At 73.1% G+C, this 15,185-nt stretch carries 12 protein-coding genes; 11 read left to right on the top strand and 1 reads right to left on the bottom strand.

Annotation, left to right across the window (positions count from 1 at the left end; translation table 11 throughout):
• Positions 1–202: 202 nt before the first annotated feature.
• Positions 203–661, bottom strand: a complete 459-nt coding sequence (locus tag U5C87_RS08355) for a GyrI-like domain-containing protein (RefSeq protein ID WP_330476135.1) — start codon at positions 659–661, stop codon at positions 203–205.
• A gap of 161 nt (positions 662–822) precedes the next feature.
• Between U5C87_RS08355 and U5C87_RS08350 the strand changes: the two genes are divergently transcribed.
• From U5C87_RS08350 to U5C87_RS08300, 11 genes are all read left to right on the top strand, one after another.
• Positions 823–1,602 (top strand): dioxygenase family protein, encoded by a 780-nt coding sequence (locus tag U5C87_RS08350; RefSeq protein ID WP_330476134.1) that lies wholly within the window; start codon positions 823–825, stop codon positions 1,600–1,602.
• Between the two features lie 388 nt (positions 1,603–1,990).
• On the top strand, positions 1,991–3,259 hold the full coding sequence (locus tag U5C87_RS08345) for a toxic anion resistance protein (RefSeq protein ID WP_043416425.1): 1,269 nt from the start codon (positions 1,991–1,993) through the stop codon (positions 3,257–3,259).
• 147 nt (positions 3,260–3,406) lie between these two features.
• Positions 3,407–3,928 (top strand): hypothetical protein, encoded by a 522-nt coding sequence (locus tag U5C87_RS08340; RefSeq protein ID WP_330476133.1) that lies wholly within the window; start codon positions 3,407–3,409, stop codon positions 3,926–3,928.
• A 14-nt stretch (positions 3,929–3,942) separates the two neighbouring features.
• Positions 3,943–5,604 (top strand): AAA family ATPase, encoded by a 1,662-nt coding sequence (locus tag U5C87_RS08335; protein ID WP_330476132.1) that lies wholly within the window; start codon positions 3,943–3,945, stop codon positions 5,602–5,604.
• Positions 5,601–6,947, top strand: coding sequence for a hypothetical protein (locus U5C87_RS08330; protein ID WP_330476131.1), 1,347 nt, complete (start codon positions 5,601–5,603; stop codon positions 6,945–6,947). Before U5C87_RS08335 ends, U5C87_RS08330 begins: the two co-directional genes overlap by 4 nt.
• Positions 6,944–7,960 carry a glutamate ABC transporter substrate-binding protein gene (locus U5C87_RS08325; protein WP_330476130.1) on the top strand — a complete coding sequence of 339 codons (1,017 nt, stop codon included), beginning with the start codon at positions 6,944–6,946 and terminating at the stop codon, positions 7,958–7,960. Before U5C87_RS08330 ends, U5C87_RS08325 begins: the two co-directional genes overlap by 4 nt.
• Positions 7,957–9,195 carry a hypothetical protein gene (locus tag U5C87_RS08320; RefSeq protein WP_443082109.1) on the top strand — a complete coding sequence of 413 codons (1,239 nt, stop codon included), beginning with the start codon at positions 7,957–7,959 and terminating at the stop codon, positions 9,193–9,195. Before U5C87_RS08325 ends, U5C87_RS08320 begins: the two co-directional genes overlap by 4 nt.
• Entirely contained in the window at positions 9,192–11,633 is a 2,442-nt protein-coding gene (locus U5C87_RS08315) for a serine/threonine-protein kinase (RefSeq protein ID WP_330476128.1), read from the top strand. The genes U5C87_RS08320 and U5C87_RS08315 overlap by 4 nt, the downstream gene beginning before the upstream one ends.
• A complete protein-coding gene (locus tag U5C87_RS08310; RefSeq protein ID WP_330476127.1) occupies positions 11,630–12,976 on the top strand; it encodes a protein phosphatase 2C domain-containing protein in 1,347 nt (448 codons plus the stop codon). Before U5C87_RS08315 ends, U5C87_RS08310 begins: the two co-directional genes overlap by 4 nt.
• Positions 12,969–14,258, top strand: coding sequence for a VWA domain-containing protein (locus U5C87_RS08305; RefSeq protein ID WP_330476126.1), 1,290 nt, complete (start codon positions 12,969–12,971; stop codon positions 14,256–14,258). Before U5C87_RS08310 ends, U5C87_RS08305 begins: the two co-directional genes overlap by 8 nt.
• Entirely contained in the window at positions 14,255–15,148 is an 894-nt protein-coding gene (locus tag U5C87_RS08300) for an FHA domain-containing protein (RefSeq protein WP_330476125.1), read from the top strand. The genes U5C87_RS08305 and U5C87_RS08300 overlap by 4 nt, the downstream gene beginning before the upstream one ends.
• Positions 15,149–15,185: the final 37 nt, after the last annotated feature.

Raw genomic sequence — 15,185 nt, 5'->3', positions numbered from 1 at the left:
CACCTTCGACTTCCCGCATCTCACGTGCAGCGGATTCGTCGCTGCCCCGACGTGGACGCGGACCGACCGTAACAGCCCGGGCCGCGTGGGGTCTCCCAGCATCCGTGGGAGAGGGCGTATGCCGTGGCGCGCGGTGCGGCGCGTCGGTGCCCTCGAGCGGCCGGCCGGGACCGTGCCCTCGAGACCCTCGAGCTCTTCCGGCTCAGGCGACGGACCAGTGGATGACGGTGCGCCAGGTCGTGGGGTCGGGCTCGCGCTCGGGGTCGCTGAGGTAGCTCTCCCAGACGAGGGCTCCGGGGACCAGCCGCTGGCCGACCATCCACTGCTCGACCTGACCGTAGGTCTCGCCCATGGTGTCGTAGGGCCCGACGTGGACGGCCTCGACGGCGGGGCCGCCGGGCAGGGTGCTGGGCACCACCTCGCCGTCGGGCTCGAGCGGGGCCGTGACGGGGAAGCCGGCCTCGACGTCGACAGTCGTGCTCGGCATGCTGCGGTAGAGCCCGAAGGGCGGGCCCGCAAGAGCCCCACCCTGCTTCGCGACGGCCGCGGCGGCGGCGGTGAAGGCGCGGGCGAAGAACGCGGGCAGCTCGTCCATCGCCACCGTGTCCCGCAGGACCGCGGTGGGCTGCTGGGTCATCTCGACGGTGCGTATCTCGTTCATCGCTCCAGCGTGACCCGCCCACGCGGCCCTCGACAGGGCCCAAGGACCCGGGACGGCCGGTCCCAAAGCGGGCCCCACGGCATACGTCCTCGGGAATGATGGCGCCCGAGGCCACGTTCCCTCTGATAGTTTAGACTTCAACAACTTCGGAAGGAACCACCATGTCAGCCCCCGTCCTCTACCTCAGCCACGGCGCCCCGCCGCTCGCCGACGACGAGCGCTGGACGGGCGAGCTCGCCGGGTGGTCCGCCGACCTGCCGAAGCCCAAGGACGTCCTCATGGTGTCCGCGCACTGGGAGGACGCGCCGACGACGCTCGGCTCGACGACCGGCGCCCCGCTCACCTACGACTTCTGGGGGTTCCCGCAGAAGTACTACGAGGTGACCTACGACGCCCCGGCCGCCCCCACGCTCGCCGACGACGTGACGAAGCTGCTCACCTGGCCCGGCCACCAGGTGCACCGCGACGAGGCTCGCGGGCTCGACCACGGCGCCTACGTCCCGCTCAAGGAGATGTTCCCCGACGCCGACGTGCCGGTGCTCCAGATGTCGATGCCGACGCTCGACCCGCGCGGCCTCTTCGAGGTCGGCCGGCGCCTCGCCCCGCTGCGCGAGCAGGGCACGATGATCGTCGGCTCCGGCTTCACGACCCACAACCTGCGCTGGTTCAACCCGGCCGGTGGCTCCGACGGCACGCCGCCGCGGGCGAGCGCCGAGTTCGACCACTGGGCCCAGGAGGCCATGAAGGCCCAGGACGTCGACAGCCTGCTCGACTTCCTCGACAAGGCACCGGCCGCGCACGAGGCGCACCCGCGCACCGAGCACTTCGCGCCGCTCTTCGTCACGCTCGGCGCGGCCTACGAGTCCGGCGGCCTCGACAACAAGAGCGTCATCGACGGCTTCTGGTTCGGCCTGAGCAAGCGCTCCTGGCAGTTCGGCTGAGCCACGACCCCGGGGGCTCGACGACTCTCCGGCGGGACGGGGGAACCCGCGGGTAACCCCACCCGTTCGAGAGGTGTGGGGCCCCACATTCGCGGCCGCGGCTCGGAACCTCCCCTGACTCCGAGCCGCGGTCGCTCCCTCTCTCCTCGTGCTTCATCGAGGAGGTCCGGAGGGGGTCTGCGGGGCCACGGAACCCACTCGTTCACCCATCCGTCGCAGGCGCGCGGCACGTAGAGTGGCCGTACGCCCAGCGAGCGCGCCGCCGGCGTGTGTCGTGCGCCCTCCGCGGTGCACCTCCCACGGTCCCGGCGGCGGTCCCGCTCGACGGGCGAGGGACTTCGGTCGCGTCGCCGACGCGGCCGGCACGCGAGGGAAGGACCCGCAAGAGATGACTGACCAGCCCGCCGCCCAGCAGGCGACCGCGGCCGCACCCGCCCAGGTCGCCCCCCTCGAGCCGCCGCCCGGCGAGGCCTTCATCCTCACGGCGCCCGCGCCGACCGCGCCCGTGGCCGAGACCGCCGCCCCCAAGATGGCCCCGGCGGTGCCCGAGGCCGCGCTGCCCGGTCTCGACGCCAAGGTCGACACCTACCTCGAGTCCCTCAGCAAGGCCGCCGCCCGCTCCCCCGAGTGGGAGACCAAGGCCGCCGACGTGCGCAGCATGGGCAACGACGAGGTGCGCTTCGCCGCCGAGAGCAGCAACCGCATGCTCCAGATGCCGGTCAAGGCGCTCAACGAGGGCGGCCTGTCGGGCAACTCCAAGGTCGGCAAGACGCTGCTCGACCTGCGCCGCACGGTCGAGGACCTCGACCCGGGCCAGGCCACCGGCGCCAAGAAGTTCCTCGGCATGATCCCGTTCGGCGACAAGGTCACCGACTACTTCCGCAAGTACCAGTCGGCGCAGAGCCACCTCAACGGCATCCTGCACTCGCTCCAGTCCGGCCAGGACGAGCTCGTCAAGGACAACGTCGCCCTCAACCTCGAGAAGAAGAACCTCTGGGAGTCGATGGGCCGGCTCAACCAGTACGTCTACGTCGCCGAGCGGCTCGACGCCAAGCTCGCCGCCCAGGTCGCCACGGTCGAGTCCAGCGACCCCGAGAAGGCCAAGGCGCTGCGCGAGGACGTCCTCTTCTACGTCCGCCAGAAGCACCAGGACCTGCTGACCCAGCTCGCCGTGTCGATCCAGAACTACCTCGCGATCGACATCATCATCAAGAACAACATCGAGCTCATCAAGGGCGTCGACCGCGCGACGACGACCACCGTCTCGGCCCTGCGCACCGCCGTCATCGTCGCCCAGGCCCTCAACAACCAGCAGCTCGTCCTCGACCAGATCACGGCGCTCAACGTGACGACCTCGGGCATCATCGAGCGCACGTCCGAGGCGCTCAAGCAGAACTCGGCGCGCATCCAGGAGCAGTCGGCCAGCTCGACCCTGTCGATCGAGTCGCTGCAGAAGGCGTTCGCCAACATCTACGAGACGATGGACACCATCGACCAGTTCAAGGTGCGGGCGCTCGACAACATGGCCGCGACGATCGGCACGCTCGAGACCGAGGTCGCCAAGTCGCGCTCCTACCTCGACCGCGTCTCCAAGCAGGACGCCCGGCGCGCCGAGAACGCCGCACCCGGACTGCTCGACCTCGGCTCGAGCCGGTGAGCCAGGCGGCCTGACGCAGCAGGCCCGTCGAGCTCGTGCAGGATGTGCGTGGCCGGTCGACGGTCGGCGCACGACACACCAGAGGGGAACAACGCAGTGGGAATCCGGTCGTGGTTCGGGTTGGACAGGCCCGAGGCACCCGAGCCGGTGCGCTCGGGACCACCGACCACCGAGCAGCTGCTCGGCGCGCTCGACTCCATCGAGGCGCAGGCCCGTGAGGGCCGCGTGCCGGGCGTCGTGCTCTCCCGCCTGCTGCGCGTCACCCGGATCGTGCGCCAGACCCTGCCGCGCCTGGACACCCTCGGCCTCGGCAGCAGCCAGGGCTTCAGCGTCATGGCCACCGCCACCGACTACCTCCCGGTCGCCATCGGCAACTACCTGCGCCTGCCCCGCGACTGGGCCGACACCCGTCCCATCGCGGCGGGCAAGAGCTCGGTGATGCTCCTCGTCGACCAGCTCGACCTGCTCGGCACGACGATGGACAAGGTCTACGACGCCGTGTGCCGCGCCGACGCCGAGGCGATCATCGTGCACGGGGCGTTCCTCGAGCAGAAGTTCGGTCAGGCCTCGGCCGGGGGCGCGCTCGGGCTCGGCCCCGACCCGGTGCAGGTGGTGCCGCCGCCGCCCGGACCGTCCCTGTCGCCAGGCCCGCTGGCCCCGCCCGAGTGAGGATGCCCGAACGCATGAGCAGTGACGAGTCCCGCCTCGCCGAGAGCCTGGAGCAGCTGAGCGACGTCGCCGCCGAGGCCGGCCTCGACCCGGCCGCCGCCCGCGACGAGGGGCTGCGCGTCGCGGCCGCCCTGGCCGAGTCGGTGCCCGGCGCGGCGCCTGCGTGGGCCGAGGTGGCCCACCCGGGCCTGACCGACCTCGCCTCCATCAACGAGGCCTTCTTCGAGGCCGCGTCCCGCGGGCGTCGCTGGCGCGGCGCCCCGACCGAGCTGCTCGAGACGCTCGTCGGCGCTCGGCACGGCCTCGCCGCCGAGTACGCCGAGGCGCTGACCGAGGTCGCCTCCTCGGCCGTCATGCTCGGCACCGCGCCGATCTGGGTCATCGCCAACGCCTCTGCCGCGTCGGGCGCCTACCTCGCGGCAGCCCGTATGCCGTCGGCCGAGCGGGTGCCCGCGTTCCCCGGGAACGTGCCGGCCGGCATACCAGGGATGGGTCTCGGCTCCCCCGACACGATGCGGCCCAGCATCCCCGGCCCGCTGGACCCCCGGAGCGTCGACCCGTCCGTCGCACCGGGCGGTCCCGTCGGCGACCCGGTCGGTACCACCGCGGCTGCCGCGCCGACCGAGCCCGCCCCCGCGCCGGAGGAGCCCGCCGAGCCCGAGCGGACCGTCGAGGAGCTGCTCGCCGAGCTCGACGGGATGATCGGGCTGGCCCGGGTCAAGAAGGAGATCCACCGGCAGGTGGCCCTGCTCACCGTCGAGAAGATGCGCACCGAGGCCGGGCTCAAGGCCCCGAAGATGAGCCGGCACCTGATCTTCGTCGGCAACCCCGGCACCGGCAAGACGACCGTCGCCCGCCTCGTCGGCGGCATCTACAGGGCGCTCGGGCTGCTGCCCACGGGCCAGCTCGTCGAGGTCGACCGCAGCGAGCTCGTCGCCGGCTACGTCGGGCAGACCGCGATGAAGACGGCCGAGGTCTGCGCCAAGGCGACCGGCGGCGTGCTCTTCATCGACGAGGCCTACGCCCTGACCGGCGACCAGTACGCCCAGGAGGCCGTCAACACCCTCGTCAAGGAGATGGAGGACCACCGCGAGGACCTCGTCGTCATCGTGGCCGGCTACCCCGACCCGATGGTCGGCTTCATCGCCCAGAACCCCGGTCTCGCGAGCCGCTTCACGACGACCATCGAGTTCGACGACTACTCCGACGACGAGCTGCTCGCCGTCCTCGACTCCATCGCGGGCGGCAGCGACTACGAGCTGACCGACGACGCCCGCACCCGCGTCCGGCACCAGCTCGAGGCGACGCCGCGCACCCCCGCCTTCGGCAACGGGCGCTTCTCGCGCAACCTGTTCGAGCACGCCGTCGGCCGGCACGCGTGGCGGCTCAAGGACGCGACGGAGCCGACGCGCGACGAGCTGCGTCTACTCACCGCGGGCGACTTCACGGAGCAGCCCGACGAGACCGAGCAGCCCGACGACACCGATCAGCCCGAGCAGCCCGGCGAGACCACGCAGGATCCGGCGGGGGTCAGGGCAGACCCTGATGGTCCGGCGGCCCCCGATGGGGCAGTCTCGGACGACGAGCACGACCAGCACGACCAGCACGACGAAGCGGACGAGACGCACGACGAGCACGCCGACCCCAGCGCGACCGAGCACGAGGACACCGCATGAGCGCACCGACGACGAACATCCCCGTCGCCATCCCGGCGGGCGCGTCGTCCGGCGCGCCCGGCACCCAGCCGCCGCGGACCATCGCCGGCAGCCTGTCCGGCAGCCTGTCCGGCGGCGTCCCCGGCGCACGCGGCATCGCCGGCCGGCTCCTGCACGGCACGCCGGGCCGGATGCGCCTCTTCGGCCTGCTCGGGGTCATCGCCGCCGTGCTGCTCGGTGCGGTCAGTGCCAACGCGCTGCTCGCCTCGCAAGCCGCCGTCGAGCGCGCCGCCAACAACACGGCGCAGGTGGTGCGCGCCCAGTCGATCCACGTCGACCTGCTGCGCGCCGACGCCGTCGCCACCAACGCCTTCCTCGTCGGCGGCCTCGAGTCCGCCGAGTCCCGCGCCCGCTACGAGGCCGCCATGTCCCGCGTCGCGTCCGGCATCGCGACGGCGGCCGCCGCCCAGCCCGCCGACGGCAAGGCCCTCGGCGTGCTCGCCGAGCGGGTGCAGACGTATGCCGCCCTCGTCGAGCAGGCCCGCAGCAACAACCGCCTCGGCCTGCCGGTCGGGGCGCAGTACCTCACGCAGGCCAGCGCGGGACTCCGGGCCGACGCCATCCCGATCGTGACGCAGGTCGTCAAGGCCAACGAGGACCGCTCGAGCAAGGAGTTCGACCGGAGCAACTCGAGCCTGCAGCTGCTCGTCGGCGTCCTGTCCCTCATCGGGCTCGTCGCCCTCGCGGTCTGGCTCGCGAAGCGCACGCACCGCTACCTCAACCCGTCCCTCACCGGCGCCATCGCGCTGCTCCTCGTCGCGCTCTTCGTCACGGCGACGACGATCACCGGCATCGGCAGGGCGACCCGGGCCGTCGCCCTGGGCGACTTCCAGAGCGCCGTGACCCTCGCGAACATCACGACGGCCGCCAACGACGCCCGCGCCAACGAGAGCCTCACCCTCATCAAGCGCGGCTCCGGCGCCGCCAACGAGACGTCGTGGAAGACCGACAGGACGGACGTCGACACCGACCTCGACCGCCTCCAGGACGCGACCCTCATCTCGCTGTGGGGCGACTACGTCGCCTCCCACCAGAAGGTCCGCTCGCTCGACGACGGCGGCCGGTGGGACGACGCCGTCAAGCTCTCGACGAGCACGGCCACCGACGGGGCTGCCAAGACCTTCGGCGACTTCGACGTCGCCGTGACCAAGGCGCGCGACGACGCCGGCAAGACGACCGTCACCAACCTGCAGGGCCAGGGCGGGAGCGCACCGCTGCTCGCCGTCGTCGTCGCCCTCGTGGCGCTGGCCGCGTCGTGGCTCGTGGTCCGAGGTATCGGCCAGCGGATCGAGGAGTACCGATGAGCGCCCTCACGTCGTCGCTGCGGCGCCGCCTCTCCGTCCTCGTCGCGGTCGTCGGGCTCGGCGCGCTGGCCGGCTGCTCGGGCGTCACGTACGCCGAGACGCAGCTGCCCACGTCGTCGGCGCCCAAGCCGTCGAGCAGCGCGCCCGCCGTGGCCGCGCCGACGTGCGACAACGCCACCCAGTCCTACGCCCCCCTCTCGAGCCTGCCGAGCCGGGGCGAGATCAGCGACGCCGCGATGCGCAAGATCATCGACAAGGGCTACCTCACCGTCGGCGTCTCCGCGGACACCTACCTCTTCGGGGCGCGAAACGCCTTCACGGGCGGCATCGAGGGCTTCGACATCGACATGGCCCGGGCCGTCGCCAAGGCGATCTTCGGCGACCCGAGCAAGGTGCAGCTGCGCGTCATCACCGCAGGCGACCGCATCCCGCTCCTCAAGGACCGCGAGGTCGACATGGTCGCGCGCAACATGTCGATGACGTGCGGCCGCTGGAACGACATCGCCTTCTCCGCCGAGTACTACCGCTCCGGCCAGAAGGTCCTCATCTCCAAGAGCCTGGTCACCGAGGACAAGAATGCCGCCTCGTGGGGACTGGCCGAGCTCAAGGACAAGCGGGTCTGCGCCCCCACCGGCACGACGTCGCTGACCAAGCTCCAGCAGGTCGCCCAGCCCACCAAGGCCGACGGACCGGTCGTCGTCACCGCCGGCACGCACACCGGCTGCCTCGTGCTGCTCCAGCAGGGCAAGGCCGACGCCATCACCGGTGACGACACGGTGCTCGCCGGCCTCGCCGCCCAGGACCCCAACACCGTCATCACGAGCGCCAAGGCCATCACCGTCGAGCCCTACGGCCTCGGCCTCAACAAGGCCGACACCTACCTCGCGCGCTACGTCAACCGCGTCATCGCCGACCTCGTGGCCGACGGCGAGTGGAAGGCCATCTACAACCGCTGGCTCGCCGCGCCGCTCGGTCCGGCGCCGGCGCCCCCGACACCGGTCTACGGACGATGACCGCGGTGCCGCAGAGCCACCCCGACCCGGGCACCGCCGCGCCGACGGCGCCCGGTCGCCTCGGTGTGCCCGTCCAGGCGGCCGAGGCCCAGACGTACCTCTTCGCCCTGCGCGAGTGGGTCGCCCAGCGCCGGGCCGACCTCGGCGAGGTCGACCGCGCCGTGCTCAAGCTCTCGCAGGCCGAGCAGGTCGCGATCACCAACGACCTCACGGTCGCCCTGACCTTCTGGAAGGCCGTCAGCGACCGGCTGACCCTGCTCGAGACGACGTTCGACGGCGGCCGCGTCGGCCCGGTCGAGGCCGAGCGGCTCTCGACCCTCATCCACGGACGCCTCGACTCCAACACGACCGAGCACCTCGCGCTGCCGTCGAGCGGCTCGCTCGCCGTCAGCCTGCCCGAGGCGTGCCGGCTGCTCGACTCGCTGACCCGCACGCTCCAGGCGCGCGCCTCGCTCGCCCCCGGCGCCGCAGAGGCAACCCAGCGAATCACCTTGGTGCGCGCGGGGATCGAGCGCACCCGTGACCAGATCCCGCTCGTCCCGGCCGGCGCCCAGCGCGACGACGCCACCGAGAAGCTCGCGCGGCTCGACCGTCGCATGGAGGACCTCGTCGAGCGCGCGCGGCGCGGCGCCGACGTCGGCGGCATCATCGGCCCGCTCGAGATCGACGTGGCCGTGCTCGAGCGCGACCTCATCGTCGCCGCCGCCGAGCGCGCCTCCGCCGCCCGCAGCCGCGTCCGCACCCAGCAGCAGGTCGAGGAGCTCGACGCCCGCGCCGCCGCCATCCGCGCCCTCGAGCGCGCCTGCGTCGAGGCGATCACCCCCGCCCCGCACCTCGCCATCCCCAACGTCCGCGCGCTGGGACCGGTGCCGCAGGCGGCAGCCGAGCTCACGGCATACCGCGACAAGCTCGAGCGCGTCTCGCGGGCCCTCGACCTCGCCCACGAGACGTATGCCGCGGGGCTGGCCGAGCGCGACGAGGTCGTCGGCCTCGTCGGCGCCGTCGGTGCGATGGCCGATTCGGCCACGCTCGCACCCGAGGCGGCCGAGGACGTGGGCGAGCTGCGGCGCCGGCTCGACGAGACCCTCACCGCACGGCCCCTGCCGATCGCCCGCGCCCGTGCGCTGGCAGCCGCCTTCTCGGCCTACGTCGACACGGCCACCCGGCCCCAGCCGCGCGCCGGGCGCACGGCCCCCCGTCCTTCTTCACCCCGACCCCAGAGGCCACGCCCATGACCTGCACGCAGCCGGGCTGCACCGGAACGATCGTCGACGGCTACTGCGACCTCTGCGGCATGGCCGCCGGGTCCAACCCCGTCCCCGTCGTGGCGGGTGCCGCCGCGTCCCCGGGCAGCGCGGCATCCCTCCCACCCGTGCCCGCACCGAGCGGCGGTCCGGCCATCCCCGAGGGCGGCGCGTGCCAGCAGCCCGGGTGCACCGGCACGATCGAGGCCGGATACTGCAACGTCTGCGGCACGCCGGCCGACCAGCTGAGCGTCGCCGGCTACGCCGCTCCCGCCGACCCCCCGAACGGCAGCGCTGCCGGCGTCGAGACGGCAGTCTCCACCGCCACGGCAGGCGTCGGCCCGGAGATCTCGACGCGCTCCGCAGCCTCGAGCAACCTCGCGTCGGCGGCCTTGGGCTCCAAGCGGGCCCGCGAGTCGGGCTCGATCGCGACCCGCCGCACCGGAGGCTCGCAGCGCCTGCGCTCGGCCCGCCTCGGTGGCGGCATCACCACCGTGCGCCCGGCGCCCGAGATCGACGCCGCCAAGGCCCTGCTGACCAACCCGTCGGTCCCCGAGAACAAGCGCTACTGCCCCAAGTGCGGCGAGCCCGTCGGCCGCGGGCGGGACGGCAAGCCCGGCCGCACGACCGGCTTCTGCGCCAAGTGCCGCCACCCCTTCTCCTTCGACCCCAAGCTCAAGGCCGGCGACCTCGTCGCGGGACAGTACGAGGTCGCGGGCTGCCTCGCGCACGGCGGTCTCGGCTGGATCTACCTCGCGCGCGACAAGAACGTCTCCGACCGATGGGTCGTGCTCAAGGGCCTGCTCAACTCCGCCGACCCCGACGCCCTCGCCGCGGCCATCGCCGAGCAGCGCTTCCTCGCCCAGGTCTCGCACCCGAGCATCGTCGAGATCTACAACTTCGTGACGCACGACGACGCCGGCTACATCGTCATGGAGTACGTCGGCGGCACCTCGCTCAAGTCGATCCTCAAGCAACGCCTGCAGGCGGCCGGCAAGTACGACCCGCTCCCCGTCGACCAGGCCCTCGCCTACATCCTCGAGATCCTCCCGTCGTTCCAGTACCTCCACGACCTCGGGCTCGTCTACTGCGACTTCAAGCCCGACAACATCATCCAGGTCGGCGACGAGGTCAAGCTCATCGACCTCGGTGGCGTCCGCCGCGCCGACGACGAGGACTCGGCGATCTTCGGCACCGTCGGCTACCAGGCGCCCGAGGTCGCCGAGCTCGGCGTGTCCGCCGCCTCGGACATCTACACGATCGGTCGCACGCTCGTCGTGCTGACGATGGAGTTCCGCGGCTACCAGACGACCTACCTCAACGTCCTGCCCGCGCAGGACACCGTGCCGGTCTTCCAGCGCTACGACTCCTTCTACCGGCTCGTCGCCAAGGCGTGCGCGCCCAACCGCGACGACCGCTTCGTCTCCGCAGACGAGCTGCGTTCCCAGATGGTCGGTGTGCTGCGCGAGGTCGTGGCCCTCGACCGCGGGGCGGGCGCCGCGACGTCGACGGTCAGCTCGCTGCTCTTCGACGTGCCGACCCCCGGCAACGAGCCCGACGACTGGCGCAACCTGCCGGCGCTGCGGCGTGACCCGCACGACCCGCAGACCGGTTGGCTGACGACCGTGTCGGGCACGCCGGAGGAGCGGCTCTCCACGCTCAAGCGGGCCGCCGTGCGCACGACCGAGGTGCTGCTCGAGCAGGCCCGCACCGCCCTCGACGCGGGCCAGCCCGACGTGGCCGAGTCCACCGCGGCCGAGCTGCTCAAGGCCGACCCCTGGGAGTGGCGCGCGGTCTGGGTCCAGGGCCTCGCGGCGCTCGAGCGCGGCGACTCCCGGGCGGCCCAGGCGGCCTTCAACGCCGTCTACGGCCAGGTCCCCGGCGAGCTCGCCCCCAAGCTCGCCCTCGCCCAGGCGTCGGAGCAGGCGGGCGACGACGCGGTCGCCGAGAACCTCTACGTCGCGTGCGCGCGCACCGACGCGACCTACGTCCCGATGGCCGCCTTCGGCCTCGCCCGCATCCGGGCCGCGCGGTCCGACGTCGACGGCGCCGTCGCGGCATACCGGCTCGTCCCGATCCAGTCGAGCGCCTACCGCACCGCGCGGGCGGGCCTGGCCGAGCTGCTGGCCAAGGCCAACCGCGGGCTGCCCGACCTCGCCGAGGCGCTGCGCACGCTCGACGACACGTCGCTGTCGGCGCGGCGCCGGGCCGAGCTGACGACGCTGATCTACCGTGAGGCGCTCGTGACGGTGGAGAAGACCGGCAACAAGGCCGACGTCCGTCTCGGTGAGCACAAGGGCACCCCCAACGGTCTGCGAGTCGGGCTCGAGGAGGCCCTGCGCGAGCTGGCCAAGCGCACCCCCGACCTGTCCGAGCGCGTCCCCCTCGTCGACGAGGCCAACGCCATCCGACCCTGGAGCCTCTGGTGACCCACATCCCGACGACGGGAGCGCCCCACCCCGCTCCGGTCCCCGCTGACGCTGCGTCCGACCCCGGCCCTGCCGCTGCTCCTGCCAGTGCGACGCCGACGGCGTCGCGGGACTGCCCGGTCTGCGGCACGGCCAACCCCGCCGAGTCGAGCTTCTGCGAGGCCTGCGGCGCCGACCTCGTCGTCGCGCCCCGTGCGGCCGGCTCGCAGCCGCCCGGTGTGGCAGGGGCTCCCGGGACGCCCGCAGCCCCCGGGCAGGTCGAGGAGGCAGCCGTGCTCGCCTCCGCGACGCCGCAGACCGCCCCGGCCGGCGAGGAGTCGCCGCTCGACGTCGGCTGGACCGGCGCGGTGCCCTCGGCAGCGGTGGCCCCGGTCGACGACGAGCTGACCTGCCACGCCTGCGGCCAGGGACGCATCGTCGACGGCTACTGCGACCACTGCGGCACGCCGCCGCCCAACCCGCGCGACCACCTCGTCGAGTCACCCACCTCCTGGGTGGGCGGCGTGTGCGACATCGGCAGGCGCCACGCCCGCAACGAGGACGCCATGTCGCTCAGCGCCGCCGAGGCGCCGGGATCACGCGCGGTCCTCGTCGTCTGCGACGGCGTCTCGATGGCGACCGACTCGCACATCGCCTCGCTCGCCGCGGCCAAGGCGGCGCGAGCTGTCCTCGACCAGCCGTTCCCCAAGGGCGCGGGCACCCCGGACGCGTGGGCGGCCGGCGCCGGCCGGGCGCTGACGGGCGCCGTCGCCCGGGCCAACGAGGCCGTGGCCGCCGCCGTCGTCGAGGACGTGCCCAACCCGCCCTCGTGCACCTTCGTGGCCGCGGTCGTCGAGGACGACGTCATCGTCGCGGGCAACGTCGGCGACAGCCGCGTCTACTGGCTGCCCGACGCCGCCGACGAGCCCGCGCGCCAGCTGGGGCGCGACGACTCCTTCGCCCAGGAGCAGATGGCCGCGGGAGTGCCCCGCCAGGAGGCCGAGACCGGTCCGCACGCGCACTCGATCACGCGCTGGCTCGGCCGCGACGCCCCCGACGACCTCACGCCCCACCTGACGACGGTGACGGCGACGCCCGGCTGGCTCATGGTCTGCTCCGACGGCCTCTGGAACTACTGCTCCGAGGCCGAGGCGCTGCGCACCCTGCTGCACGAGGCGGCCGGCCGGCTCGAGGAGCCCACTCCCACCGCGGTGGCGCAGGCGCTGGTCGACTTCGCCAACGAGCAGGGCGGACGCGACAACATCACGGTTGCCCTCGCCAGACTGGCTGGGCGAGGATCGAGCACGACGAGCGAGGCGACCGCACCGGCGGCGCCGGTGGAAGGGGACCCGACGGATGGCTGACTTCACGGCAGAGGTGTTCCAGAACGAGTTCCTGCCCGACGGGGGCACCGACGTGCACGCCATCGTGCGGGTCACGTCCACGGGTGCGTCCACCGCGACGGCCTCGTCGGGGACGACCGATCCAGGGTCGGCCGCCGAGGTCATCCTCATCGACACCTCGGGCTCCATGGGCCGCCGCGGCGTGGCTGCCGCCGGAGAGGCTGCCAAGGCGGCGCTCGCCGAGATCGTCGACGGGACGCTCTTCTCGATCGTCTCGGGCAACGGCACGGCCCAGATCGTCTACCCCTACAGCCACCAGGGCGCCCTCGTGCCGATGTCGGCGCACACCCGGGGCGAGGCCAACCGCGCCATCGAGGGGCTGCGCGCCAACGGCGGCACGGCGATGGGCACGTGGTTGACCCTCGCCCGCCAGATCTTCGAGACCGTCCCCCACGTCACCAAGCGCCACGCGATCCTGCTCACCGACGGCGTCAACGAGGGCGAGACCCCGGCCTCGCTGCAGGCTGCGGTCGCAAGCTGTGTCGGCGCCTTCCAGTGCGACTGCCGCGGCGTCGGTGACCAGTGGCGCGTCGACGAGGTGCGCGGCATCGCCTCGGCGCTGCTCGGCACCGTCGACCTCATCCCGGCTCCCGAGGAGATGGCGGCCGAGTTCGAGGCGATGATGCGCGCCTCGATGTCGCGCGGCGTCGCCAACTCCGAGCTGCGCGTGTGGGTCCCGCAGGGCGCCGAGCTGCTCTTCGTCAAGCAGGTCTCGCCGACCCTCGAGGACCTCACCTCGCGCCGCACCGTCGTCAACCCGCTCACGGGCGCCTACCCGACCGGCGCGTGGTCCGACGAGAGCCGCGACTACCACGTGGCCGTCCGCCTCCCGGCGCGCACGCTCGGGCAGGAGCAGCTCGCCGCCCGCGTCCAGTTCTCGCTCGGCGGCGACCCCGTCGCGCAGGCGCTCGTCAAGGCCAAGTGGAGCAACGACGACTCGCTGACGACGCGCATCGACCCCGCCGTCGCCGCCTACACCGGGCAGGCCGAGCTCGCCACCGTCATCCAGGAGGGCCTGGCCGCCAAGGCCGCCGGCCAGGACGACGTCGCGACGTCCAAGCTCGGCCGCGCGGTGCAGCTCGCAGGCATGACGGGCAACGACGAGATGACCTCTCGCCTGCGCAAGGTCGTCGAGATCGACGACGCCGACACCGGCACGGTCCGCCTCAAGAAGGGCGCGTCCAAGATCGACGAGATGTCGCTCGACACCGCCTCGACGAAGACGAGCCGGGTGCGCCGATGAGCGCTGTCTGCCCCAACGGACACACGTCCGAGGCCGAGGACTACTGCGACACCTGCGGATCGCCCATCGACGCGAGCGCGCAGCCGGCGGCGAGCGCCGGGCCGGCCGGTGCCCCTGCACCGTCGTCGACGGGATCGTCGCTCGACCTCGGACCATCGGGTATGCCGTCCGCCGCGGCGAGCGCGCCCGTCGAGCCTCCGGCCACCCCCGGCGCGCTCGTGTGCCCGAACTGCAAGACCGAGAACCCCGACGGTGCGCTGTTCTGCGAGGCCTGCGGCTACGACTTCACGACCGGCGCCATGCCGCGCGACCCCTCGGCCGGTCCCGGCGAGCTCGACGACACCGAGCCCGACGGCGAAGCCGTCCCCGGCCCGGAGGCCGCGGCTGCAGCGACGGCAGGCTCGGCCACCGGTGCCGCGACGGGCTCGGCTGCTGGTTCGTCGGCGGGGAACGGGACGGGGGCGGCACCCGAGACGTTCGAGTGGCTGGCCGAGGTCTGGGTCGACCCCGACTGGTACCAGACCCAGGAGGCGGAGGACCCCTGCCCCTCCCCCGGGCTGCCGACGATCATGCCGCTGCGCCACCGCAGCGTGCTGCTCGGGCGCGTGTCGACGAGCAAGAACACCCACCCCGAGATCGACCTGTCGTCCGACCCGGGTGTCAGCCGCCGGCACGCCCAGCTGACCACCGACGGCACGCGCTGGTTCGTCGAGGACCTCGGCAGCTCGAACGGCACCTTCGTCGGACCGGCCGCCGGACCGCTGCCCGTCACGGCCATTGCCGTCGGACCCAAGACCGAGCTCAGTGACGACGACCGGCTCTACGTCGGCGCCTGGACCCGCGTCGTCGTGCGCCGGGCCACGCCCGACGAGGTCGAGGCCTACGCCTGACGACCGTCCCACCTACTCGTCGAGTGGCCTCTCCGTC

Source organism: Terrabacter sp. C0L_2 (assembly GCF_036352015.1).
Classification (GTDB): Bacteria; Actinomycetota; Actinomycetes; order Actinomycetales; family Dermatophilaceae; genus Terrabacter; species Terrabacter tumescens.
The sequence above is the reverse complement of the archived record's forward strand: the minus strand, read 5'-3'. Positions and strand labels throughout refer to the sequence as shown.

Coding starts and splice junctions, on each gene's coding strand:
- U5C87_RS08355 (WP_330476135.1), bottom strand. CDS start 661: ATGAACGAGATACGCACCGTCGAGATGACCCAGCAGCCCACCGCGGTC.
- U5C87_RS08350 (WP_330476134.1), top strand. CDS start 823: ATGTCAGCCCCCGTCCTCTACCTCAGCCACGGCGCCCCGCCGCTCGCC.
- U5C87_RS08345 (WP_043416425.1), top strand. CDS start 1,991: ATGACTGACCAGCCCGCCGCCCAGCAGGCGACCGCGGCCGCACCCGCC.
- U5C87_RS08335 (WP_330476132.1), top strand. CDS start 3,943: ATGAGCAGTGACGAGTCCCGCCTCGCCGAGAGCCTGGAGCAGCTGAGC.
- U5C87_RS08330 (WP_330476131.1), top strand. CDS start 5,601: ATGAGCGCACCGACGACGAACATCCCCGTCGCCATCCCGGCGGGCGCG.
- U5C87_RS08325 (WP_330476130.1), top strand. CDS start 6,944: ATGAGCGCCCTCACGTCGTCGCTGCGGCGCCGCCTCTCCGTCCTCGTC.
- U5C87_RS08320 (WP_443082109.1), top strand. CDS start 7,957: ATGACCGCGGTGCCGCAGAGCCACCCCGACCCGGGCACCGCCGCGCCG.
- U5C87_RS08315 (WP_330476128.1), top strand. CDS start 9,192: ATGACCTGCACGCAGCCGGGCTGCACCGGAACGATCGTCGACGGCTAC.
- U5C87_RS08305 (WP_330476126.1), top strand. CDS start 12,969: ATGGCTGACTTCACGGCAGAGGTGTTCCAGAACGAGTTCCTGCCCGAC.
- U5C87_RS08300 (WP_330476125.1), top strand. CDS start 14,255: ATGAGCGCTGTCTGCCCCAACGGACACACGTCCGAGGCCGAGGACTAC.